The 22934-nt window shown below is 66.2% G+C and carries 20 protein-coding genes; 9 read left to right on the top strand and 11 right to left on the bottom strand.

Translation table 11 applies throughout. The features are described 5' to 3' along the window. The first annotated feature begins 250 nt into the window (after positions 1-250). The 3 genes from modA to modC are packed head-to-tail and all read left to right on the top strand — an operon-like array spanning position 251 to position 2785. Positions 251-997: a molybdate ABC transporter substrate-binding protein gene (gene modA, locus EYE42_RS07570; protein ID WP_130990703.1), complete on the top strand. Its 747-nt coding sequence runs from the start codon at positions 251-253 to the stop codon at positions 995-997. 1 nt (position 998) lies between these two features. Next, positions 999-1694: a molybdate ABC transporter permease subunit gene (gene modB, locus EYE42_RS07565; protein WP_130990702.1), complete on the top strand. Its 696-nt coding sequence runs from the start codon at positions 999-1001 to the stop codon at positions 1692-1694. Next, positions 1691-2785: a molybdenum ABC transporter ATP-binding protein gene (modC, locus tag EYE42_RS07560; RefSeq protein WP_130990788.1), complete on the top strand. Its 1095-nt coding sequence runs from the start codon at positions 1691-1693 to the stop codon at positions 2783-2785. Before modB ends, modC begins: the two co-directional genes overlap by 4 nt. On the opposite strand, the gene EYE42_RS07555 is transcribed toward modC, so the two are convergent. From EYE42_RS07555 to EYE42_RS07510, 10 genes are all read right to left on the bottom strand, one after another. Continuing rightward, the gene (locus EYE42_RS07555; protein WP_130990701.1) at positions 2725-3573 is read right to left on the bottom strand and encodes a metallophosphoesterase family protein; all 849 of its coding nucleotides are present in this window, start codon (positions 3571-3573) and stop codon (positions 2725-2727) included. The two genes, modC and EYE42_RS07555, sit on opposite strands and share 61 nt — an antisense overlap. Next, positions 3570-4496: a diacylglycerol/lipid kinase family protein gene (locus tag EYE42_RS07550; protein WP_246020638.1), complete on the bottom strand. Its 927-nt coding sequence runs from the start codon at positions 4494-4496 to the stop codon at positions 3570-3572. The genes EYE42_RS07555 and EYE42_RS07550 overlap by 4 nt, the downstream gene beginning before the upstream one ends. A 131-nt stretch (positions 4497-4627) precedes the next feature. Continuing rightward, a complete protein-coding gene (locus tag EYE42_RS07545) occupies positions 4628-4828 on the bottom strand; it encodes a formate dehydrogenase subunit delta (protein WP_130990699.1) in 201 nt (66 codons plus the stop codon). Further along, positions 4818-5642, bottom strand: a complete 825-nt coding sequence (gene fdhD, locus EYE42_RS07540) for a formate dehydrogenase accessory sulfurtransferase FdhD (RefSeq protein WP_130990698.1) — start codon at positions 5640-5642, stop codon at positions 4818-4820. The genes EYE42_RS07545 and fdhD overlap by 11 nt, the downstream gene beginning before the upstream one ends. A 3-nt stretch (positions 5643-5645) precedes the next feature. Continuing rightward, the gene (gene fdhF, locus EYE42_RS07535) at positions 5646-8579 is read right to left on the bottom strand and encodes a formate dehydrogenase subunit alpha (protein ID WP_130990697.1); all 2934 of its coding nucleotides are present in this window, start codon (positions 8577-8579) and stop codon (positions 5646-5648) included. Continuing rightward, positions 8576-10093 carry an NADH-ubiquinone oxidoreductase-F iron-sulfur binding region domain-containing protein gene (locus tag EYE42_RS07530; RefSeq protein WP_130990696.1) on the bottom strand — a complete coding sequence of 506 codons (1518 nt, stop codon included), beginning with the start codon at positions 10091-10093 and terminating at the stop codon, positions 8576-8578. The genes fdhF and EYE42_RS07530 overlap by 4 nt, the downstream gene beginning before the upstream one ends. Then, complete coding sequence (locus tag EYE42_RS07525) at positions 10090-10566, bottom strand: formate dehydrogenase subunit gamma (RefSeq protein WP_130990695.1); 477 nt, start codon at positions 10564-10566, stop codon at positions 10090-10092. Before EYE42_RS07525 ends, EYE42_RS07530 begins: the two co-directional genes overlap by 4 nt. A 91-nt stretch (positions 10567-10657) precedes the next feature. After that, on the bottom strand, positions 10658-11542 hold the full coding sequence (locus EYE42_RS07520) for a LysR family transcriptional regulator (protein ID WP_130990694.1): 885 nt from the start codon (positions 11540-11542) through the stop codon (positions 10658-10660). 15 nt (positions 11543-11557) lie between these two features. Next, the gene (locus EYE42_RS07515) at positions 11558-14680 is read right to left on the bottom strand and encodes an efflux RND transporter permease subunit (protein WP_130990693.1); all 3123 of its coding nucleotides are present in this window, start codon (positions 14678-14680) and stop codon (positions 11558-11560) included. A 25-nt stretch (positions 14681-14705) separates the two neighbouring features. Next, positions 14706-15899 carry an efflux RND transporter periplasmic adaptor subunit gene (locus EYE42_RS07510; RefSeq protein WP_130990692.1) on the bottom strand — a complete coding sequence of 398 codons (1194 nt, stop codon included), beginning with the start codon at positions 15897-15899 and terminating at the stop codon, positions 14706-14708. Positions 15900-16089: 190 nt separating this feature from the next. Here EYE42_RS07510 and EYE42_RS07505 point away from each other — a divergent pair, with 190 nt between their 5' ends. Beyond that, on the top strand, positions 16090-16416 hold the full coding sequence (locus EYE42_RS07505) for a DUF1330 domain-containing protein (protein WP_130990691.1): 327 nt from the start codon (positions 16090-16092) through the stop codon (positions 16414-16416). A 78-nt stretch (positions 16417-16494) separates the two neighbouring features. Then, the gene (locus EYE42_RS07500; RefSeq protein ID WP_130990690.1) at positions 16495-17244 is read left to right on the top strand and encodes a WecB/TagA/CpsF family glycosyltransferase; all 750 of its coding nucleotides are present in this window, start codon (positions 16495-16497) and stop codon (positions 17242-17244) included. Here the strand turns inward: EYE42_RS07500 and EYE42_RS07495 are convergent, their stop codons facing one another. After that, the gene (locus tag EYE42_RS07495; protein ID WP_130990689.1) at positions 17245-17922 is read right to left on the bottom strand and encodes a sugar transferase; all 678 of its coding nucleotides are present in this window, start codon (positions 17920-17922) and stop codon (positions 17245-17247) included. It abuts the gene before it with no gap. 338 nt (positions 17923-18260) lie between these two features. On the opposite strand from EYE42_RS07495, the gene EYE42_RS07490 reads away from it, so the two are divergent. The 4 genes from EYE42_RS07490 (at position 18261) to EYE42_RS07475 (ending at position 22927) form a co-directional block, all read left to right on the top strand. Further along, on the top strand, positions 18261-19451 hold the full coding sequence (locus tag EYE42_RS07490) for a toxic anion resistance protein (RefSeq protein ID WP_130990688.1): 1191 nt from the start codon (positions 18261-18263) through the stop codon (positions 19449-19451). Next, entirely contained in the window at positions 19448-20473 is a 1026-nt protein-coding gene (locus tag EYE42_RS07485; protein ID WP_130990687.1) for a DUF2927 domain-containing protein, read from the top strand. The genes EYE42_RS07490 and EYE42_RS07485 overlap by 4 nt, the downstream gene beginning before the upstream one ends. A gap of 66 nt (positions 20474-20539) precedes the next feature. Further along, positions 20540-21661: an SPFH domain-containing protein gene (locus tag EYE42_RS07480; RefSeq protein WP_130990686.1), complete on the top strand. Its 1122-nt coding sequence runs from the start codon at positions 20540-20542 to the stop codon at positions 21659-21661. 6 nt (positions 21662-21667) lie between these two features. Then, a complete protein-coding gene (locus EYE42_RS07475; RefSeq protein WP_130990685.1) occupies positions 21668-22927 on the top strand; it encodes a TFIIB-type zinc ribbon-containing protein in 1260 nt (419 codons plus the stop codon). Positions 22928-22934 lie beyond the last annotated feature (7 nt).

Genomic DNA, 22934 nt, shown 5'->3' with positions numbered 1-22934 from the left:
ATGCGGTTGGCTCCGCCGGTCTTTATGATGCCTTCCGGGAACGACAAAGGGTCGCGGCAGGATGCCCGACCCGTTCGAATACGGCCTGTTGTGACCCCGTTATCCGCAAGACTGGCGGTCAAATACTCATATTCGGCGCGACTTTCAACTCAATAGTGATTTCCCTCGATATTTCCGCCTGGAAATACCGCTTGCCTGAGACAACGGGAAACCGATAAGTTCCCTCGGACATATCGCCAGCGAGGTTTCGATGCGCCCTGCCCTGCTTGCCGCCATGCTGTCGCTGGTTCCGCTGCCGATCCGGGCCGAGGAGGTCGTGGTTTTCGCGGCGGCATCGCTCAAAACCGCCCTTGACGAGGTGGCCGCCCGGTTCACGGCGGAAACCGGGCATCAGGTCACGCTGTCCTATGCCGGCTCGAATACCCTGGCCAGCCAGATCCTCCGGGGCGCTCCCGCCGATCTGTTCGTCTCGGCCGATGCCGGCTGGATGGATGAGGTAGCAAAGGACGGTTTGGTGCGGACCCGGGCCGACATTCTGGGCAATCGTCTGGTCCTGATCGCGCCTAGCGCCGATGCCCCGCCGGTGCGGATCGGCGCCGATACCGACCTGCCCGCCTTGCTGGAGGGGGGCAAGCTGGCCATGGCCCTGGTCGATTCCGTTCCTGCCGGACGATACGGCAAGGCCGCACTCGAAACCCTTGGCCTGTGGGACGACGTTCGGGCCGATGTCGCGCAATCGGACAACGTGCGTGCCGCACTGGCCCTGGTCGCGACCGCCGAGGCACCCTTGGGCATCGTCTATGCCACCGATGCGGATGCCGAGGACGATGTGACCATCGTGGGCGAATTTCCTGCCGACAGCCATCCCGCGATCACCTATCCCGCCGCCCTGCTGAAGGGGGCTGTGGACGACGCTGACCGGGCCTTTTTCGATACCCTGTCGGGCAGCATGGCGCGCGCGATCTTTGAACGCCACGGCTTTCTGGTGATCGGCTGAGATGGCCGACTGGCTGACACCCGAAGGCTGGCAGGCGGTGCGGCTGTCGCTGCGGGTATCGCTGTGGGCGGTGGCCGCCAGCCTGCCCCTGGGCATCCTGGTCGCCTATGCCCTGGCGCGCTGGCGCTTTCCCGGACACGGGGTGCTGAACGGGCTGGTGCATCTGCCCCTGGTGCTGCCGCCGGTCGTCACGGGCTATCTGCTGCTTGTGATCTTCGGGCGACGGGGTGTGGTCGGGCAGTGGCTGGACCAGTTCGGCATCGTCATTGCCTTTCGCTGGACCGGGGCCGCCCTTGCGGCGGCGATCATGGCCTTTCCGCTGATGGTCCGCGCCATCCGGCTGGCGGTCGAGGCGGTGGATCCGCGGCTGGAGCAGGCAGCCTCGACCCTGGGCGCCGCGCGGCCCTGGGTGTTCCTGACCGTCACGCTGCCCCTGATCCTGCCGGGCATCCTGGCCGGTGCGATCCTGGCCTTTGCCAAGGCGATGGGGGAATTCGGCGCCACCATCACCTTCGTGTCGAACATTCCCGGCCAGACGCAGACCCTGCCCTCGGCGATCTATGCGGTCTTGCAGGTGCCGGGGGGCGAGGCCGCTGCCGCACGGCTGGTCGCCACCGCCATCGCCATCGCCATCGCGGCCCTGTTCCTGTCCGAATGGCTGTCGCGCGCGATCGCCCGGCGCATCCGGGGCGGGTGATGCTGTCGGTCAGGCTGCGGCACGAGTTCAAGGGCTTTGTACTGGATGCGGCCTTCGAGGCGCCCGCCGGGCTGACGGTGCTGTTCGGTCCATCCGGGTCGGGCAAGACAACGGTGGTGAACGCGGTGGCGGGGCTGCTGCGCCCGCAATCGGGGCGCATTGCCGTGGGAAACGACGTGCTGACGGACAGCGCCCAAGGGCTTTGGCTGCCTCCGCACCGGCGGGGCGTGGGCTACGTGTTTCAGGACTCCCGGCTGTTTCCGCATCTGAGCGTCCGGCAGAACCTGCTGTTCGGCCACTGGTTCACGGGCCGCGGAGGGGGCCGGGCGGCGCATCTGGACGATGTCGTGGACCTGCTGGGCATCGGGCATTTGCTGAGGCGCCGTCCCGCAGCCCTGTCCGGGGGCGAACGGCAGCGGGTGGCCCTGGGCCGGGCCTTGCTGTCCCATCCCCGTCTGCTGTTGATGGACGAACCCCTGGCGGCGCTCGACCAGGCGCGAAAGGACGAAATCCTGCCCTATCTTGAACGGCTGCGCGATCAGGCGGGACTGCCGATCCTGTATGTCAGCCATGCGGCCGCCGAGGTCGCGCGCCTTGCGACCCATGTGGTCATGCTGACGGACGGGATTGTCGCGGTGGCGGGATCGGTGTCCAGGGTCTTGTCGGACCCGGCCGTTGCCCCGCTTCTGGGGCAGGACCAGACCGGCGCCGTCCTGACCGCCCGGATCGCGGCGCAGGAACCGGACGGCCTGACCCGGCTGGCCATCCCGGCCGGCACGCTGTTCGTGCCATATGTCGCAGCCCCGCCGGGAACGCTGCTGCGGCTGCGCATTCTGGCGCAGGACGTGATGATCGCCACGGAAGAATTGCACGGCATTTCCGCCCTGAACGTGATCCCGGCCCGCGTCCGCGATCTGACGGACACGGCGGGCGGCGTTCTTGTCCGGCTGGATGCCGGAAACCAGACGATCCTGTCTCGCGTCACCGCCCGATCCGCCACGGCCCTGAAGCTGGCGCCTGGAATGCCGGTTCAGGCGGTGCTGAAGGCGGTTTCCGTCGCGCCCGGAACGATCGGCGTTTCGGGCGGCTGATGCGCCCGCCAGATGCCGCCCTGCCGCGAGAAACGCTCGTGGATCGGCGGGCGAAACCCGGCCTCGGCCATCGGAGCGATGTGTCGTTCGATGTGGATCACGGGACCGTCGAACTGCAGCACCGCAAATTCGTTCTGCCGGTCCGAGGGCCGCGCGCACAGCGCCGTTCCCGCCTGGATCTGGAGAAGTCCGGGATGGGCGGTCTGTTCCAGCATGGCGTCTGTCGCCCAGACATGCAGGTGCCCCGACAGCACCACCTGCGCGCCCGCCCGCTCGATCCGGGCAAGCGCCTGGGTCGCGTTCCGGGGCAGATCCTTGTCCACGGCGGGCAGGTGCTCCAGCGGATGATGCAGGGCCACGACATTCATCGCGCCCCCGTCCAGGCCCGCTGTCAGCCGCCGAAGATCGGCCCGGCGGATGCGCCCCTTCTGCACCGCCAGCGGATCGACGCTGTTCAGGCCCAGCACACACACCGGGCCGACCTGCCGGAGCGGGGCCAGGGCCGGGCTGACGGCACGCCGATAACCGCAATAGGGGGCCAGAAGCCGCACCGGCAGGTTATAGAGCGGCACGTCGTGATTGCCTGCAACCGCCATCACGGGCGGGGCGATCCGTGACAGGAAGTCGCGGGCCATGCGGAATTGCGCGGCCCTTGCACGATGGGTCAGATCGCCGGTCACGACCACCAGGTCGGCCCCCGCCCCGTTGATGCGATCCAGCAGTGGGGCAACAAGATCGGCGCGGTGATATCCGAAATGCAGGTCCGACAGATGAACGATCCGGGTCACGTCCCGGCCCCGCCGGCCGGGACGGGCGGCACCAGGACCGTCAGCGCACCATGCCGGACCTGCAGGTCAAGAGGGCTATCCAGCCGCGTCTTTTCGCCGTCATGGGCAATCAGCGGCCGGCGCTTGCGGGTTTCGATCACCAGACTGTCGGCAAGGATCAGGTCGAAATCGCTGTCCTTGGCGCCAAGGCCCACGGCCAGCCGCAGCGCCGACCGCAACAACGGCAGCGGCCTGCGCGCGCGGGCGATCAGCACGGCCATCCGCCCATCACGGACGGCATCCGCCCCCTCTAGCCCGAATGCGTCCAGTTGATAGGCGCTGCGTGCCACGAAGACCAGGGCGGTCGAATAGCTTTGCGGGCGCCCTTTGACGATGGCCGTGATCTGCATGGGATGGCGCAGCCGGCGCAATGCCACCAAAACCGACCAATAGGCCGCGATCCGCGACCGTCCCCATCGCTTGTAAATGCCTTCCCGGGTCTTGAGGATATGGGGATAGATGCCCAGGCTGACATTGTTCAGAAAGACCAGATCGTCGATCTGCCCGATATCCACCGGCGCCGCATGTCCGGCCAGTATGGTCTCAAGCGCATCCTCGATCGTCTCCCCGACGCCAAGATCGCGGGCGAAATAGTTGAAGGTGCCGCCCGGCAGCACGCCCATGATCCGGTCCGTACCCGCTAGGGCGCCCGCGACGGCGGCCTGTGTGCCGTCGCCCCCCAATGCCACGATGATGTCAAAGCCATCCGACACGGCCTGCCGGGCCAAGGCGGCAATCCCGTCGCCCCGTGCGGTCAGCCGAATCTCTAACGCGGCCACCTTGCCTGAAAGCGCCTTGCGGATCGGATCGGCCTGCGCCTGCGCGTCCTTGCGCCCCGAGGTCTGGTTTCCGACGACGCAAAGGCGGCAGGCTGCCAGATCCACCGGCCCCCCCGAATTCGGCCCCCCCGAATCCGGCCTCTCTGAAGCCGGCCCTACTGAATTCGGCATCGGTCCCCCGTTCTGAATGCGCCGGTCAACCCGCAATCCGGCCGAACGGTTTCATGACGATGCGGTCACAACCGGAGCACGGCCTGCTCGACCGAAGGGCGCAGACCGCCGCCCCCCGCCTGGCAATAGGCCCGAAGCTGGTCGCGCATCCTGGGCTCCCAGTAATCCTTCAGATGATCGGCGATCAGGTCCGGGGCGCTGCCCGGCTGGCTGTCGAAAAAGGCGGCGATCTGATTGGCCATCGTGACCATCTTTTCAGGCGACATGAGGCACCTTTGCCCGCAGGCGCTGGGGGTGGCAGAACAGCTCGAACCCTTCGCCGCGCGCGAATGCGGCCAGGGTCAGGCCCGCGTCCTGAGCCAGGCGCAGGGCGTGGAGGGTGGGGGCGGACACGGCGATCAGGACCGAACAGCCCGCCATCACGCATTTCTGCACCATCTCGGTCGATACCCGGCTGGTCAGCACGATGGCCCCCTGCGCGGGGTCGATGCCTTGCCACGCCATGGCGCCGATCAGCTTGTCCAGCGCATTGTGTCGGCCGACATCCTCTCGTGCCAGGACCACCCCCTGCCCCGGCAGCATGAAGCCGGCCGCATGGACCGCCCGCGTGCGGTCGTGCAAGGGCTGCCAGTCGCGCAGGGACAGCACGGCGGATGCGATCTCACCGTCTGTCAGCATGGGCCCCCGGTCTGCAACCTCCGGCAAGGACCGCATCGCGGCCTCGATGCTGTCGATGCCGCACAAGCCGCAGCCGACCGGCCCGGCCAGGGTGCGGCGGCGTGCCGCCAAGGCCGCGCCCCGATCCTCGGCCAGCCACATCTGCGCCTCGATTCCCTTCGGATGCGCGATCACATCGCAGGAGGCGATCTGGTCGATGCCCGCCACGATCCCTTCGGTCAGCGAAAAGCCCGCCGCGAAATCCTCGATATCGGCCGGTGTCGCCATCATCACGGCATGGGTGGTGCCGTCATAGACCATGGCGACCGCCATTTCCTCGGGCAGGTCACGGCTGATCGTCACCCCCCCGTCGGACCGGTGCTGCATGGCAGTCGTGGCCCCGAAGGGCGAAGGCAAGTCCATCCTCTACTCCGCCGCGGTCAGAATCCGCCGCGACCGTTCGGCCTGTTCGCCATACCGTTCCTGCCAGTCCGAAGGCCCGTTCGACAGGCTGACCTGCACCGCCGTCACCTTGTATTCGGGGCAGTTCGTGGCCCAGTCCGAAAAATCGGTCGTGACCACGTTAGCCTGCGTCGCGGGGTGATGGAAGGTCGTATAAACCACTCCTGCCGCGACCCGGTCCGTCAGGATCGCCCGCAGCGTGGTTTCCCCCGCGCGCGAGGCCAGGCGGACCCAGTCGCCGTCCTTGATGCCGCGCTGTTCGGCGTCATGCGGGTTGATCTCCAGCACGTCCTCGGGATGCCAGACGACGTTTTCGGTTCGCCGGGTCTGCGCGCCCACGTTGTACTGCGACAGGATGCGTCCCGTGGTCATCAGCAGCGGAAAGCGCGGGCCGGTGCGTTCGTCGGTGGCGACGTATTCGGTGACCATGAAATGCCCCTTGCCCGATACGAAGCCGTCCACATGCATCAGCGGCGTGCCGTCGGGCACCGTCTCGTTGCAGGGCCACTGGACCGAGCCCTTCTCCTCCAGCACCTCATAGGTGACGCCGGCGAAGCTGGGGGTGGTGGCGGCGATTTCCTCCATGATCTGGCGGGGATGGGTGTAATGCCAGGCCGCGCCCCCCGTTTCCTTCAGCAGGGCATTGGCCAGAAGCTGGGTGATTTCCCAGTCCTCATAGCCATTGCGCGGCGCCATCACCTTGCGGACGCGGTTGATGCGGCGCTCGGCGTTGGTGAATGTGCCGTCCTTTTCCAGGAAGGTCGAACCCGGCAGGAAGACATGGGCATAGTTCGCGGTTTCATTCAGGAACAGGTCGTGGACGATCACGCATTCCATCGCCGCCAGACCGGCCGCGACATGGTGGGTGTCCGGGTCCGATTGCAGGATATCCTCGCCCTGGCAATAAAGGCCCTTGAAGGTGCCCTCGACCGCGGCGTCCAGCATGTTGGGGATACGCAGACCGGGTTCGGGATCGATGGTGCAACCCCAGGCCTGTTCGAAGATCGCGCGCACATCGGGCAGCTTGACATGGCGATAGCCGGGCAGTTCGTGGGGGAACGATCCCATGTCGCAGGCCCCCTGCACGTTGTTCTGCCCCCGCAACGGGTTCACGCCCACGCCGACCCGCCCGATGTTGCCCGTCAGCATGGCAAGGTTGGCAATGCCGATCACGGTGGTCGAACCCTGGCTGTGCTCGGTAACGCCCAGACCATAGTAGATCGCGCCGTTGCCCCCCGTCGCATACAGGCGGGCCGCCGCACGCAGGTCTGCGGCTGGAACGCCGGTCAGCATCTCGACCGCCTCGGGGCTATGGCGCGGATCGCTGACGAAATCGGCATAGAACTGGAATTCGTCCCAGTCGCAGCGGGTGCGGATGAAGTCCTGATCGAACAGGCCCTCGGTCACGATCACATGGGCCATGGCGGTGACCACGGCGACATTTGTGCCGGGTTTCAACGGCAGGTGATGGGTTGCCTCGACATGGGCGGATCGCACGATGTCGGTGCGGCGCGGATCGACCACGATCAGCCTGGCGCCCTGCCGCAGCCGCTTTTTCAGCCGGCTGGCAAAGACCGGATGCCCGTCGGTCGGGTTGGCCCCGATGATCATCACCACGTCCGCCTGTTCGACGGAATCGAAATCCTGCGTCCCGGCGGATGTGCCATAGGTCTTGCCCAGGCCGTATCCGGTGGGCGAATGGCAGACGCGGGCGCAGGTATCGGTGTTGTTGTTGCCGAAGACCGCGCGGGTCAGTTTCTGGACCAGATAGGTTTCCTCGTTGGTGCAACGGCTGGAGGTGATGACGCCGACCGACTTGCGGCCATACCTTTCCTGGATGCCGCGCAATTTGGCGGCGGCAAAGGCCATCGCCTCGGCCCATTCGACCTCGCGCCACGGCTGGTCGATGGTGTCGCGGATCATCGGCTTCAGGATGCGGTCCTTGTGCTGGGCATAACCATAGGCAAAGCGGCCCTTGACGCAACTGTGGCCGCGGTTGGCCTTGCCGTGCTTGTAGGGAACCATGCGCACCAACTGGTCGCCGTTCAGTTCCGCCTTGAAGCTGCAGCCGACGCCGCAATAGGCGCAGGTGGTGATGACGGATCGTTCGGGCGTGCCCAGCTCGATCACCGACTTTTCCTGCAGGGTCGCGGTCGGACAGGCCTGCACGCAGGCGCCGCAGGACACGCAGTCCGAGGTCAGAAAGTCATCGCCGATCGCGCCCGCCTTGACACGGCTGTCAAAGCCCCGGCCTTCGATGGTCAGGGCAAAGGTGCCCTGCACCTCTTCGCAGGCCCGCACGCAGCGGGAACAGACGATGCACTTGGCCGGGTCGAAGGTGAAATACGGATTGCTTTCGTCCTTGGGAAGATAATGCGCATTCACCCCCGCCCCGTCGCGCTGGGCGAAATGGTTCAGCAATGGGCGATCTTCGGGCGCCTTGTAGCGCACGTCCCGCAGGCCCACGGCGCCCGCCATGTCCTGCAATTCGCAATCGCCGTTGGCCGCGCAGGTCAGGCAATCCAGCGGGTGATCGCTGATATACAGCTCCATCACCCCCCTGCGCATCCGACGCAGCTTGTCGGACTGGGTGTGGACCACCATCCCCTCGGTTACGGGCGTGGTGCAGGACGCAGGCGTGCCGCGTCGGCCTTCGATTTCCACCACGCACAGCCGGCAGGACCCGAAAGCCTCCATGTTGTCGCTGGCGCACAGCTTGGGAACCATGATCCCGGCCTCGGCGGCGGCGCGCATCACCGACGTGCCCTCGGGGACCGTGATGGCGAACCCGTCCACGGTCAGCGTGACCGGGGCGCCCTGTTTCGCAGGCGTGCCCATGTCGCGGTCGTCATGGGGTTCTGCGCCCGGCGGGTATTGGGGGATGATGAAGTCTCTCATTCGGCTGCCTCCTGCAAGGTGGCGAAATCGTCGGGGAAATGGGTCAGGGCGGACATCACCGGAAAGGGCGTGAAGCCGCCAAGCGCGCAGAGCGAGCCGTCGCGCATGGTCTCGCACAGGTCGGTCAGCAGCGGGATCGCTGCAGCGTCGCCCTGGGCGATGCGGTCGATGGTTTCGACCCCGCGCACCGCGCCGATCCGGCAGGGCGTGCATTTGCCGCAGGATTCGATGGCGCAGAACTCCATGGCAAAGCGGGCCATCCGCAGCATGTCGGCGGTGTCGTCAAAGACAACAAGCCCGGCATGGCCGATCAGCCCGCCCTGCCGGTCGAATTCCTCGTATCCCATCGGCGTGTCGAATTTCGACACCGGCATGTAGGCGCCAAGCGGGCCGCCCACCTGCACCGCCTTGACCGGCCGCCCGCTGGCGGTGCCGCCGCCGATGTCGTTCACGACCTCGCCCAGGGTCATTCCAAACGCGGTTTCGAACAACCCGCCGCGCTTCACGTTGCCCGCGATCTGCAAGGTGACGGTGCCGCGCGACCGGCCCAGGCCGAAATCGGCATAATGCCGCGCCCCGCGTTCGAAGATCACCGGGACCGTCGCCAGCGAGATCACGTTGTTCACGACCGTCGGCTGCCCCAGGAATCCCTGCAAGGCAGGCAGGGGCGGCTTGGCGCGCACGGTGCCGCGCCTGCCCTCCAGGCTGTTCAGCAGGCTGGTTTCCTCGCCGCAGACATAGGCGCCCGCGCCGGTGCGGACCTCCATGTCGAAGGCGCGTCCCGAACCCAGCACGTCAGGCCCCAGCAGGCCCCGCTGACGTGCGATCTTTACCGCCTGCGTCAGAATGGCGATGGCGTCGGGATATTCCGACCGCAGATAGACATAGCCGCGCGTGGCGCCGACCCCCAGGCCGGCGATGGCCATGCCCTCGATCAACGAGAACGGATCGCCCTCGATGATCATGCGGTCGGCAAATGTGCCGCTGTCACCCTCGTCGGCGTTGCAGACAATATACTTTTGCGATGCTTCCGCCTCGGCCACGGTCTTCCACTTGATGCCGGTCGGAAACCCCGCCCCGCCGCGCCCGCGCAGGCCGCTGTCCAGAACCTCCTGCACGATCCCGGCCCTGGTCATGTCCATGGCCCGGCGCAGGCCGACCAGGCCGCCATGCGCGGCATAATCATCCAGATCCAGCGGGTCGATCAGGCCGCAACGGGCAAAGGTCAGTCGGGTCTGGCGGGCAAACCAGTCGATATCCTCGACCCGGCCAAGGCTGTTCAGCCTGCCGTCCAGCAGATCGGCCGCCTGATCGGAGGTCACGTTTCCGTAACCGATCCGGCCTTCGGGCGTCTCGACCTCGACCAGCGGTTCAAGCCACACCATGCCGCGCGTGCCGTTGCGCACAAGCTGCACATCCAGATCGCGCGCCACAGCCGCGCGCGCGATGGCCTCGGCCACCTCGTCCGCGCCAAGCGCCTTGGCGGCGCTGTCCAGAGGGACAAAGATCTTCATGCGCCCACCTCGGACAAGATGCGGTCCATGCGGGCGTCATCGACGCGGCCAACGACCCGGCCATCGACCATGGCAGCGGGGGCGCAGGCGCACAGGCCCAGGCAATAGACCGGCTCCACCGTCACCGCGCCGTTGGGCGTGGTGCCATGCCAGCCGATCCCCAGCCTTTGCAGGGTAGATTCCGCAAGGGCATGGCCGCCCATCGACTGACAGGCCTCGGCCCGGCAGAGCTTCAGGACATGCCGACCCGCGGGGTGGTCGCGGAAATCGTGATAGAAGCTGATGACGCCATGCACCTCGGCCCGGCCCAGGTTCAGGATGTCGGCCAGCACCGGAACGGCCTCTTGCGGGACATAGCCCCAGGCATCCTGCAACGCGTGCAGCATCGGCAAAAGCGGCCCTTCGAGAGAGGCGAGCGGCATGACGACGCCACGGATCTCCTCCTCGGTCGGGGCTGGCGCATGGACTTGCATCGACTGGCCTTTCAGGGTCTTGAGACGGCCATCTAAGCAGGTCGTGCAATCCGGAATCAATATCGCTGTTCCGTTGATTGATAGAAATTATCTATCGTGCCGCCATCCGCCGTGCCTCGGACAACAGTGCTTCCAGCACCGGCGTATGGGGTTCGCGCCAGGGTGCCACCAAGCCGACCGAATGGCTGGCACCGGCCCCGTCCAGCGGGATCAGGGACAGCGGCTTGCCCTTGCTCAGAAAGGCCGCGATGTCCTCGGGCAGGATGGTGATCCAGCCGCCTTCCAGGACATGCGCGACCAAAACCACGGTGGAACTGGATTCGACGGTCGCCTGGGGCGTCACGCCCGCCTCGATCAGGTTGCGATTGATGATCCGGCGGTTCTGCATGTCGCTGGTCAGCAGGCACAGGCGATGGCCCGCCAGATCCGACCAGGCCACGTGATCCCGCCCGGTCAGCGGCGACTCGGCCCCGCAGACCAGTATGTATCGCTCATCATAAAGACTGACGGTGGTGACCCGGCCCAGGGGTTCGTTGTCCAGATAGGAAATCCCCGCATCCACATCCAGATCGTCGATCATCTGCAGGATCTCGACCGAGGTGCGGGACAGGATCGTCATGCCGACATTGGGGTGGGCCGCGCCGAACCGGGCGCTGATCCGGGCGGCCCAGGTCAGCGCCGTGGGGATCACGGCGATGCGCAACCGGCCCGACAGGCCATGCCGGGTGGCCCGCATCTCCTCGCGCAATTGCCGGGTATCGCCGACGATGCGACGGGCCCAGATCAGGGCCGACTGGCCTTCCGGGGTCAACCCGCCAAAGCGCGAGCCACGAAACACCAGCAGCACGCCAAGCTGTTCCTCAAGCTGCTTGATGCCTGCGGACAGCGTCGGCTGAGTGATGCCGAGGCTGGCGGCGGCACGTCCGAAATGGCGTTCCTTGGCCACCGCCAGAAACATTTCCAGCTTGTCGATCATGCCCCGGGCCCCCGGTCATTCCGCAGGCGTCGGCTGCGCCCGCTCCACGCTGTCCTTGCGGCCGAATATCCGGGCCAGAAGCGAAAAGAACAGCGGCGCGAACAGGATGCCGAACACGGTCGAGGCCAGCGTGCCGCCGATCACGGTGGCGCCGATGGCGTTTCGGCCATTGGCCCCTGCCCCCGCAGACAACAACAGCGGCAGCACGCCCAGCGTAAAGGCGATCGAGGTCATCACGATGGGGCGAAACCGCTGGCGCGCGGCCTCGACCACGGCCTGGAACAGCGGCACGCCGGAATCGACCTGATCGCGGGCGAATTCCACGATCAGGATCGCGTTCTTGCCCGTCAGACCGATCACCGTCAGCAGTCCCACCTGGAAGAATACGCCATTGTCGAAGCCGCCAAGGGTTGCCCCGATCAGGGCGCCCAGGATGCCGATGGGCATCACCAGGATCACCGCCAGCGGAATGGACCAGCTTTCGTAAAGGGCGGCCAGGCACAGGAACACCGCAGCCAGCGAGAGGGCATAAAGCAGCAGCGTCTGGTCGCCCGATTCCTGTTCCTCGAGCGACAGCCCAGACCATGCCACCGCGAAACCGGGCATCTGCGCGACCAGACGCTCGATCTCGGCCATGGCGTCGCCGGAACTGACGCCGGGGGCGGGGCTGCCCTGGATCTGCATCGACGGGATGCCGTTATAGCGGCTGAGCCCCTGCGGCCCGAAGGTCCAGTCGCCTGTCGCGAAGTTGGAAAACGGCACCAGACCACCGGTGGCGTTGCGCACCCGCCATTTTTCGAAATCGCTGGGCGCCGTGCGCGAATCCGCCTCGCCCTGGATATAGACGCGCTTGATCCGGCCGCGATCCACGAAGTCGTTGACATAGCGTCCGGTCCAGGCGATCTGCAGCAGGTTCGCCACGTCGGTCGCGGTGACCCCCATGGCCCCCGCCTGACGCCAGTCGATGTCGAGGTTGAACTGGGCCGCATCCTCGAGCCCCGAAGGACGGGCCTGGGCGATCAGGGGGCTTTGCGCCGCCATGCCCAGCAACTGGTTGCGCGCGGCCAGCAATTCCTCGTGCGACTGGCCGCCACGGGCCTGCAGGTAGAAATCGAACCCCGACACGTTGCCCAGTTCGATCACCGAGGGCGGCACGATGGGAAACACCATCGCATCCTGAATGCCGCTGAACGCGCCAAAGGCGCGGCCCGCCACTGCCTGCACCGACTGCGCGGGATCGGAACGTTCCTCCCAGTCCTTGAGCCTGACAAAGGCGATGCCGACATTCTGCCCCTGACCGGCAAAGCTGAAGCCGACCACGCCGAACATCGATTCGACCGCCGCGCTTTCCTGCGTCAGCATGTAGTCGCGCACCTGATCGACCACGGCGGCCGTCCGTTCGGCGCTGGCCCCGGTCGGGCCCTGGATCAGGACGAACATGATGCCCTGATCCTCGTCCGGCAGGAATCCCTCGGGGGTGCGCAGGAACAGCATCACCATCGCCGCCCCGATGGCCGCATAGACCAGAAGCATCCGCAAGGGACGGCGGATCAGCCAGCCGACCGCGCCGGTATAGCCGCTGGTGGTTGCATCGAAGCCGCGGTTGAACCAGCCGAACAGCCCCCGCCTGGGATGATGGTCCTTGGACCGCAGCAATGTCGCGCACAGGGCGGGGGTCAGCGTCAGGGCGACCAGCACCGACAGGCCCATGGCCGAGACGATGGTGATGGCGAACTGCTGATAGATCACCCCGGTCGATCCGCCGAAGAACGCCATCGGCACGAACACCGCCGACAGGACCAGGGCGATCCCGACCAGTGCGCCGGTGATCTGGCCCATCGACTTGCGGGTGGCCTCGCGCGGGGGCAGGCCGTCCTCCTCCATGATGCGTTCGACGTTCTCGACCACCACGATGGCATCGTCCACCAGCAGGCCGATGGCCAGGACCATGGCCAGCATGGTCAGCGTGTTGATGGTGAACCCGAATGCCGCCATGATGCCGAAGGTGCCCAGCAGGACGATGGGAACGGCCAGCGTCGGGATCAGCGTCGCCCGCCAGTTCTGCAAAAAGACGTACATGACCAGGAAGACCAGGATCACCGCCTCGACCAGCGTCTTGACGACCTCCTTGATCGAGATGGCGACAAAGGGCGAGGTGTCGAAAGGAATGACGTATTCGACGCCTTCGGGAAAGAACTGGGCAAATTCCTCCATCCGCGTCTTGACCCGTTCGGCCGTATCAAGGGCGTTCGCCCCCGGCGCCAGGCTCAGCGCCATGCCCGACGAGGGCCGCCCGTTGAACGTGGCCTGGGTCGCATAGCTTTCCGCGCCGATCTCGACCCGGGCCACGTCGCGCAGCAGGACCAGGCCGCCGTTCTCCTCGGCCCGCAGGACGATCTGGCGAAAATCCTCGGGCGTGGACAGCAGCGACTGGGCGGTGACGGTGGCGTTCAGTTGCTGGTCGGACACGGTGGGCAGATCGCCAAAGGCCCCGGCGGAAATCTGGGTGTTCTGCGCCGAGACCGCCGCCACCACGTCGGATGGCGCGATCTCGTAGGCGGCCAGCTTGTCGGGGTCCAGCCAGATCCGCATCGCATAGGGTGCGCCGAAAACCTGGACGCTGCCCACCCCTTCGATCCGCGACAGTTCGTCCACAAGGTTGGTGGCCAGATAGTCGGACAGGTCGGTCTGGTCGTAATCGTCATTGCCGATCAAGCCGATGACCATCAGGAATCCGGCGGTCGATTTCTCGACCACGACGCCTTGCCGCTGCACGGGTTCCGGCAAAAGCGGCGTCGCCTGGGACAGCTTGTTCTGGACCTGGACCTGCGCGATATCCACGTCCGTGCCGGTTTCAAAGGTCAGCGTCGTTGACGACGCCCCGGCCGAGGACGAGTTGGACGAGATATAGCGAAGACCGTCCAGCCCGGTCATCTGCTGTTCGATGACCTGCGTCACGGTGTTCGAGATCGTGTCGGCCGAGGCACCGGGATAGGCCGCGCGGATCGTGACCGAGGGCGGCGCGATCTGCGGATACTGCGCCACCGGCAGCGACAGGATCGACAGAACGCCGATTCCCATGATGATGATCGAGATGACCCAGGCAAAAACCGGACGGTCGATAAAGAAACGGGCCATGATCTGTCGCGCCTTCGCTGGATCGTCAGTTGACGGGGGCCGGTTCGGTGCCCATTGCCGCTTGCTCGGCCGGGGCATCGGCAGGATTGGCGGCACCCTGTTCTTGGGGCGTCACGGTCGCGCCGGGCGCCGCGCGCTGAAGGCCGGCCACGATGATGCGGTCGCCCTCGGCCAATCCGTCCGTCACGATCCAGTCGCTGCCCCGATCCTGCGCAATGTCCAACGCGCGCTCCTCGACCACGTTCTGGCCGTTCACCACCAGGGCCACCGGACGGCCGCGCCTGTCACGGCTGACGGCTTCCTGCGGGGCCAGGATCGCGCCGCGCAACTGCGCCTGCGGAATGTCGGCCAGAACGAACATTCCCGGCAGCAAAAGCCTGTCAGGATTGGAAAACTCCATCCGCAGCGTGACGACGCCCGTGGTTTCGTCCACGCGCGGCTCGGCGGCCGTGAGCGAGCCGGTCTGATCATAGATGCTGTCGTCCGCCAGCCGCAGCGTCACCGTGCGGTCCATGCCTTCGGGCAGCGCGGCATCCGGACCCATGCGCTGCCAGCGGATGATTTCGGCGGCGGACTGGGTGACATCGACGCGCACGGGGTCGATCCGGCGAATGACGGCCAGCGGGGTTTCCTGCCCGGCGGTGACCAGGGCGCCCGGGCTGACCTGCGCCAGTCCGATGACGCCGTCGATGGGCGCGGTGATCGTGGTTCGGTCAAGGTCGATCTGCGCGGCAAGCAATTGGGCCTGGGCTGCCTGAACGGCGGCTGCGGCTGCGTCGCTGGCAGACAGGGCCGTGTCCTCGGTCTGTTCGCTGGCGACGCGCCGGTCGCGCAGGGCGACGATCCGATCGGCCTCTCGCCGCGCCGCATCGGCCTGGGCCTGGGCTTGCGCCAGGGCGGCCTCGGCCTGGGCAACCGCCGCTTCATAGGTCCGGGGGTCGATGCGATACAGCGGATCGCCCTGCGAGACCTGGCTGCCTTCGTCGAACAGACGCTCTACGATCAGGCCGCTGACCTGGGGACGCAACTGTGCCTCGGCCGAGGCCACGACGCGGCCCGGCAGGCTGGCCGTCAGGGTCACGTCCTCGGCCTTCAGCGTCACGACGGTCACGGCGGGGGGCGGCGGGGCCTCGGCCCCGGGGGCCTGGGCCAGGGCAGCGGATGCGGCCGCAGCCCCGATGAAACCGGCAAGAACAAGGGTCCGTGTCAACGTGGCCATGCCATACGTCCGTGATTGATGAATGTTGATGATGGCGTCAGCCCTGATTACACGCGAAGTTCCGGACCATGCCAGACGCTAATGTCAGCAGATGGCAGGAACAACCCGTACTTTCATATCGTGCAATAACACTTGCCTGATCGGGGGGCAAACGGCACTCTTTTCCCTGCCCATGCCAGAGGAGGAAACGATGGCGGCCTATCTGATCGCGGATGTCACGGTAACGGACGATTCCTGGGTGCCGGAATACGCGGCCCAGGTCCACGAGATCGCAGCCCGGCACGGCGGGCGATACCTGTCGCGGTCGGGCAATGTGGACACGCTGGAGGGCAAGCCCCTGGGCGGCACGCTGGTCGCGCTGATAGAGTTTCCGTCAAAGGACGCGGCGCGGGCTTTTGCCGGCGATCCCGACTATGCCCGCTTTGCCAAGGCGCGCAAGGCCGGCAGCGTCAGCAATTTCCATCTGATCGACGATACCGATCTGGCCGGCGGCATTCCCTATCTGCCGAAAGGTTGAACGGTCCGATTGCAGGCCCGGCGCAAAGGTGCAAGGAACGGGCACGGCGGCCAACGCCGGTCTGTTGCGGGACACGCGATGCAGTTTTCCTATGGTTCGACCCTGATCCGGGTCAATATGCCCGACCGGGCCTTGCTGATGACCGAGATCGCGCGGCGATTGCGCGCACGGGAAGGCTTTGCTCTGGCGACGATCAATCTGGATCACCTTGTCAAGCTGCGCGGGGACCCGGCGTTCCGCACCGCCTATGCCGACCATGACCTGATCGTGGCCGACGGCAACCCCATCGTCTGGTTGTCGCGCCTGGCCCGGCAGCCCGTGGGCCTTGTCACGGGGTCCGACCTGGTCATTCCGTTGGCGCAACTGGCTGCGGCCGAGGGGGTGGGCATCGCCCTGGTCGGAACGACCGACGCGGCGCTTGCGGCTTCCGCGCAGGAACTTGAGCGGCAGGCACCCGGAGCCCGGATCGTGGCCCGGATCGCCCCGCCGATGGGGTTCGATCCCGACAGTCCCGCGGCGCTTGACCTGTTGCATCGGGTCAGGGACAGCGGCGCCGGGCTGTGCTTTCTGGCGCTTGGCGCCCCCCGGCAGGAACGGTTGGCGGCACGCGGTCGTCAGATGGCGCCGGGGGTCGGCTTTGCCTCGATCGGTGCGGGACTGGATTTTCTGGCCGGGAACCAGACGCGCGCGCCCGAATGGGTCAGGCGCATGGCGATGGAATGGGCATGGCGGATGCTGTCGGCGCCCCGGCGGCTGGTGCCGCGCTATGCCCGCTGCGCCGCCGTTCTGCCGTCCGAGGCCTTGGCAGCGCTGAAACAGCGACCCTGATCAGCAGCCTGTCCGACCCAGGACCACGCGCACGGTCCGCAGCAGGATGACCAGATCGCTGGTAAAGGACAAGCTGCGTTCATAGCGGTTGTCATACCAGGCACGGGCAGCAAAGGTCGTACGGTTGCGACCCGCCGTCTGCCAGAAACCGGTGATGCCCGGACGCAAACGGTAATAGCCGTCGCCGGAATACAGGGGCTGCTGGTCCGGCATCATCGGCCGCGGGCCGACCAGGCTCATGTCGCCCTTCAGCACGTTGAACAGTTGCGGCAGCTCGTCCATCGAACTGGCGCGCAGGGCCCGGCCGACGGTCGTGACACGCGGATCGTGGCGAAGTTTCTGGGTGGTTTCCCACTCCTGACGGGCCTCGGGGTTCGCGGCCAGATAGGTCTGCAGCCGCTCGTCCGCGTCGTGCACCATGCTGCGCAGCTTCCAGATGCGGAAAATCCGCCCGTCGCGACCAATCCGCTTTTGCGAATAGAACGGGTTCTTGCCATCCATCATGACGGCAATCGCCAGAAGAAGCACCAGCGGCAGTACGACGGGCGAGCTGAGCACGACCATCAAAACATCGAGCGGTCGTTTGAAAAGATTGCGATACAGCCAGGGACGTTCCCCGGAACGCAAAGGGGCGGCCGCAACACGGGCCAAAGCAACCGTTTGAATTTTAACCGACATCTTTACCTGCACAAACCTGGAAAACCATGCCCCGGACCACTGGGGCGCTTACTTGGAACGACCCCACGATAGCATCGCCCGGCGGCGGTGCAAATGGCTAAAGTTTGATTAAAACTGGATCTGTACCTGTTCTTTTGAACAATTACCTTGTCTGTTCAACCTTAACGTTTGTGAAACGGTGGTCCGGCAATTTTTCGTGGTGCCGGATCGCAACGGATTCAATTCCGGTCTATATGATTCGCCATCGACAGGCGGACGGGCGGACCGGCTTGAACTGCGGCGTTTTCCGCCTATCCTGCAGGTCAACCCGCCTGCCCAGAACAAGGGACAAGGAATCCATGACCGACGACACGCGCCGCCGCGCTGCCGAAATCCGCACCGAGATCGAAGATCTGCTTGCGGCACCCCTGCCGGAACCAAAGGCCGACAAGATCGACGCCCGGTCGGCCGACCCCCAGCTTGCCGCCGAGATCCGTCGCCGCATGGACGAGATCGACCTGTCCGACACCGGCTCGATCGTCCGCTTTGGCACCCGCGCACAGGCGGGCTTGCAGGAAATCAGCCAGAAGATGCTGGCCGATGTCAAAAGCAAGGATGTCGGCCCTGCCGGGGAAAGCCTGCGCAATATCGTCACGACGATCCGTGGCTTTTCGACCAGCGAACTGGACATGCGCCGCACCCGCAGTTGGTGGGAAAAGCTGCTGGGCCGGTCAGCCCCCTTTGCCAGGTTCGTGGCGAATTATGAGCAGGTGCAGACCCAGATCGACCGGATCACCGTCGAACTCGAACGTCACGAACAGACCCTGCTCAAGGACGTGAGGTCGCTGGACCTGCTGTATGATCACACGCTGAAATTCTATGACGAGCTGGCGCTGTATATCGCGGCGGGCGAGGAAAAGCTGAAAGAGTTGGACAGCGCCGCCATTCCGCGCCTGGAAGCACAGGTCAAGGATGCCCCCGAAACCGATCAGGTGATGCAGGCACAGGCGCTGCGGGATCTGCGCGCGGTGCGCGACGATCTGGAACGGCGGGTGCATGACCTCAAGCTGACGCGCCAAGTCACGATGCAGTCGCTGCCCTCGATCCGGCTGGTTCAGGAAAACGACAAGTCGCTGGTCACGAAGATAAACTCGACCCTCGTCAACACCGTGCCGCTGTGGGAAACGCAACTGGCCCAGGCCGTTACCATCCAGCGCAGCGCCGAGGCCGCCCGCGCCGTCAAGGAGGCCAGCGACCTGACCAACGACCTGCTGACGCGCAACGCCGAGAACCTTCGCCAGGCCAATGCCGAGATTCGCACGCAGACCGAACGGGGCGTTTTCGACATCAACTCGGTCAAGGCGGCGAATGCCCAACTGATCGCCACCATCGAGGACAGCCTGCGCATCGCCGACGAAGGCCGGGCCCGGCGCGCCGCCGCCGAGACCGACCTGGCAAAGATGGAGGCGGACTTGCGCGACACCCTGGCGCGTGCCACGGCGCAGCGCCGGGACGCCCGTCCGGCCCAGGGCGCGACCGCCTTTCGATGATTGCGCCCCACGTCACGCCACGGCCGCGTCTGTCCGTGCTGGCCTTGATGGCTCTTGCGGCCTGCCAGGCGCCCGAGCCGCCGCCCCCTGTGGCCGATGCCCGTCCCCTGGCCCGGCCCGCCGAGCCCAAGCCGTCGCAGGCCGACCTGCGCCGCGCGCGGGCCGAGCGCAATCGGGCAGCCAATGCCGCCGCGACCGAGGCTTTGGTCAAGGCCAGCAGCATCAGCAATGCGCAGCGCGACTTTTATGCCCGCGCCGAAACCGCCCTGCGCGAACAGGGCCGCCTGCGCCAGGATCGTGTGCCGCAGGACGCGCCCATCGACGCCCGGACGCTGGCGCGGAATTTCCTGAACATCGCCTTGCGGGACGAGTACGGTCCGGGGGGATTGCAGGCGGGAACCGGAGGAACACCGGCGCCCCTGCGCCGCTGGGGGGAGCCCGTGCGCCTGCAGGTCGAGTTCGGCGACAGCTCGGATGTCGCCACCCGCCGGGCCTATCGGGTCGAGGTGACGCAATATGCCGCCCGGCTGGCGGCGGCCTCGGGGCATCCGGTGTCGCTGACGGAAAACGGCGGAAACTTTGTGGTGATGGTTTTGTCCGACGACGAACGCCGCGCCATCGGCCCCCGGCTGGCCCAGCTTGTTCCCGGCATTCCCCCGCAGGACATCGTGGCGATGCAGCAGCTTGATCCCGACAACTTCTGCACGGTTTTCGCCTATTCCCACGGGGCGGCGCCGGTCTATTCCCATGCGGTCGCGCTGATCCGGTCGGAACTGACGCCCCTGTTGCAGACCTCGTGCATCCATGAGGAACTGGCGCAGGGCATGGGTCTGGCGAACGACAGCCCGGTCGCCCGTCCGTCGATCTTCAACGACGACGAGGAATTCGCCCTTTTGACGCATCATGACGAACTGCTGCTGGCGATCCTGTACGACGAACGCCTGCAACCCGGCATGACGCGGGCCGAGGCCGAGCCAATCGTGCAGCAGATTGCCGAGGAATTGCTGCCGCCCGCGCCGTAACGGCATCTTGCCGAACGCGGGGACCGGCCCCATACACCGAGGACCGGCAGACCATGGGGAACGATGATGGCATTTTTCGATATCTTCGGCGGCGAGTTCATCGAGATCATCGAATGGACCGACGACACCCGCGACACGATGGTCTGGCGCTTTCCCACCGTGGGCAAGGCCATCAAGTACGGCGCCAAGCTGACGGTGCGCGAGGGACAGGCCGCCGTCTTTATCCACGAAGGGCAGTTGGCGGACGTGTTCCAGCCCGGTCTCTATATGCTGGAAACCAACAATCTGCCGGTTCTCACGCGGTTGCAGCACTGGGACCACGGCTTCCGCAGCCCGTTCAAGTCGGAAATCTATTTCGTCAGCACCACCCGCTTCAACGGGCTGAAATGGGGCACGCGCAACCCGATCATGGCGCGCGACCCGGAATTCGGCCCGGTTCGCCTGCGTGCCTTCGGAACCTATTCGATGCGCATCGCCGATCCCGCCCGCTTCATGACCGAGATCGTCGGCACAGACGGCGAATTCACCAGCGACGAGATTGCCTTTCAGTTGCGCAACGTCATCGTGCAGGAATTTTCCCGCATGGTCGCGGCCTCGGGAATCCCGGTTCTGGACATGGCGGCAAACACCGACCAGATGGGCAAGCTGGTGGCAACGGCCATTGCCCCCACGATCACCGAATACGGCCTGACGATCCCGGAATTCTATATCGAAAACATCAGTCTGCCCCAGGATGTAGAAAAGATGCTGGATCAGCGGACCTCGATGGGAATCCTGGGCGATCTGGATCGCTTCGCCCAATACGCCGCAGCCGAGGCGATGGGACATGCCAGCCAGAATCCGGGGGCGGCCGGCGCCGGAATGGGTGCCGGAATGGGCGCTGCGATGGGCGCTGCGATGGGCATGGGAATGGCGGGGCGATCCGGTCCCTGGGGTCAGACGCCCCAGTCGGGCGGGGCGGTGCCCCCACCCCTGCCCCCGCGATCCGCCACCTTGTGGCACATTGCCCTGAACGGCCAGGCCGAAGGTCCGTTCGACCGCCAGCATCTTGAGCGCCTCGCCTCCGAGGGGCGCCTCACGCGCGATACGCTGGTCTGGACGGCGGGGCAGGACGGCTGGCGCAAGGCGGACGAAATCGCCGATCTGTCCGGACTGTTTCCGGCCATGCCGCCGCCATTGCCCGGCTGATCCTCGGTGCCGACCCGCAGAACGGAATATCGCTATCCGTGCGAACAGTGCGGGGCCAGCCTGCGGTTCCTGCCGGGCCAGCAGGTTCTGGTCTGCGACTGGTGCGGCCATCGCCAGTCGATCGGCGACGGCCCTGCCCGCGCGCCCGCGCGCCAGCCCGCGGGAGGGGCCGAGGGGGAGAGCGCGATCCTGGCCGATCCCGAAACCGGGCGGGCGCTGCAATGGGACGCCGGCCACAAGTCGCCCGACCTTGTCGAACTGCCGCTGGACCTGGGCCTGCGGCTGGACCGCGATTCCGCCATTGTTGAAACCGTGCGCCTGCTGTCCTGCCCCAACTGCGGGGCCCGGATCGAGATCGGCGCGGCGGCCCACGCAGGCGCCTGCCCGTTCTGCGCCACGCCTGTCGTCACGGACACCGGCACCATGCGCCGGATCAAGCCGCAGGGCGTGCTGCCCTTTCTCCTGACCGAAACCCAGGCCCATCGCGCGATGGCAGACTGGCTGGGCAAGCTGTGGTTCGCGCCTTCGGGCCTGACGGCTTATGCCCGGCGGGGCCGCAGGATGCGCGGCGTCTATTCGCCCTTCTGGACCTTCGACGCCCGCAGCCGATCCCGGTATATCGGACAGCGCGGCGATCATTATTTCGAAACCGTCTGGATGACGCAGCAGGTCGATGGCCGCGGCCAGCGCGTCGCCCGGCAGGTCAGGCGGACCCGGTGGACGCCGGCGTCAGGTCAGGTCGCGCGCGATTTCAACGACCTGCTGGTTCTGGCCTCGGCATCGCTGCCGCGCCGGTTTTCCGACGGTCTGACGCCCTGGGATCTGTCGCATCTGCGGGCCTATCGCCCCGACTATCTGGCGGGGTTCGAGGCCGAAGCCTATACGATTCCCCTGGCCGAGGGACATCGTACCGCGCGCGACGAGATGGCCGGCGTCATCCTGAACGACGTGCGCCGCCATATCGGCGGCGACGAACAGCGCGTGGACCATGTCAGCACCGACTATTCCGCCGAAACCTTCAAGCATATCCTCTTGCCGATCTGGACGGCGGCCTATCGCTATAACGGCAAAAGCTATCGCTTCGTGGTGAACGGCCAGTCCGGGCGGGTCATGGGCGAACGCCCCTGGTCGGTCTGGAAGATTGCGGGCGCGATCATCCTCGGGCTGGTTGCGCTTGCAGCTTTCCTGTATGCGGCGGATGCGGCGGGCTATATCGACCTTGGGGCTGCGGTGCAGGGCGGCGATGTCGTCATCCAGGGGTTTTGAACGGAGG

This window comes from Paracoccus subflavus, assembly GCF_004310345.1.
In the GTDB taxonomy this organism is placed as follows: Bacteria; Pseudomonadota; Alphaproteobacteria; order Rhodobacterales; family Rhodobacteraceae; genus Paracoccus; species Paracoccus subflavus.
The sequence above is the reverse complement of the archived record's forward strand: the minus strand, read 5'-3'. Positions and strand labels throughout refer to the sequence as shown.

Bases quoted from the DNA above. Each gene is read 5' to 3' on its own strand.
- EYE42_RS07485 (WP_130990687.1), top strand. From the start codon at position 19,448: ATGATTGCGCCCCACGTCACGCCACGGCCGCGTCTGTCCGTGCTGGCC.
- EYE42_RS07520 (WP_130990694.1), bottom strand. From the start codon at position 11,542: ATGATCGACAAGCTGGAAATGTTTCTGGCGGTGGCCAAGGAACGCCAT.
- EYE42_RS07530 (WP_130990696.1), bottom strand. From the start codon at position 10,093: ATGAAGATCTTTGTCCCTCTGGACAGCGCCGCCAAGGCGCTTGGCGCG.
- EYE42_RS07505 (WP_130990691.1), top strand. From the start codon at position 16,090: ATGGCGGCCTATCTGATCGCGGATGTCACGGTAACGGACGATTCCTGG.
- EYE42_RS07510 (WP_130990692.1), bottom strand. From the start codon at position 15,899: ATGGCCACGTTGACACGGACCCTTGTTCTTGCCGGTTTCATCGGGGCT.
- EYE42_RS07515 (WP_130990693.1), bottom strand. From the start codon at position 14,680: ATGGCCCGTTTCTTTATCGACCGTCCGGTTTTTGCCTGGGTCATCTCG.
- EYE42_RS07490 (WP_130990688.1), top strand. From the start codon at position 18,261: ATGACCGACGACACGCGCCGCCGCGCTGCCGAAATCCGCACCGAGATC.
- EYE42_RS07500 (WP_130990690.1), top strand. From the start codon at position 16,495: ATGCAGTTTTCCTATGGTTCGACCCTGATCCGGGTCAATATGCCCGAC.
- EYE42_RS07525 (WP_130990695.1), bottom strand. From the start codon at position 10,566: ATGCAAGTCCATGCGCCAGCCCCGACCGAGGAGGAGATCCGTGGCGTC.
- EYE42_RS07495 (WP_130990689.1), bottom strand. From the start codon at position 17,922: ATGTCGGTTAAAATTCAAACGGTTGCTTTGGCCCGTGTTGCGGCCGCC.
- fdhF (WP_130990697.1), bottom strand. From the start codon at position 8,579: ATGAGAGACTTCATCATCCCCCAATACCCGCCGGGCGCAGAACCCCAT.
- modA (WP_130990703.1), top strand. From the start codon at position 251: ATGCGCCCTGCCCTGCTTGCCGCCATGCTGTCGCTGGTTCCGCTGCCG.
- modB (WP_130990702.1), top strand. From the start codon at position 999: ATGGCCGACTGGCTGACACCCGAAGGCTGGCAGGCGGTGCGGCTGTCG.
- fdhD (WP_130990698.1), bottom strand. From the start codon at position 5,642: ATGGACTTGCCTTCGCCCTTCGGGGCCACGACTGCCATGCAGCACCGG.
- EYE42_RS07480 (WP_130990686.1), top strand. From the start codon at position 20,540: ATGGCATTTTTCGATATCTTCGGCGGCGAGTTCATCGAGATCATCGAA.
- EYE42_RS07545 (WP_130990699.1), bottom strand. From the start codon at position 4,828: ATGTCGCCTGAAAAGATGGTCACGATGGCCAATCAGATCGCCGCCTTT.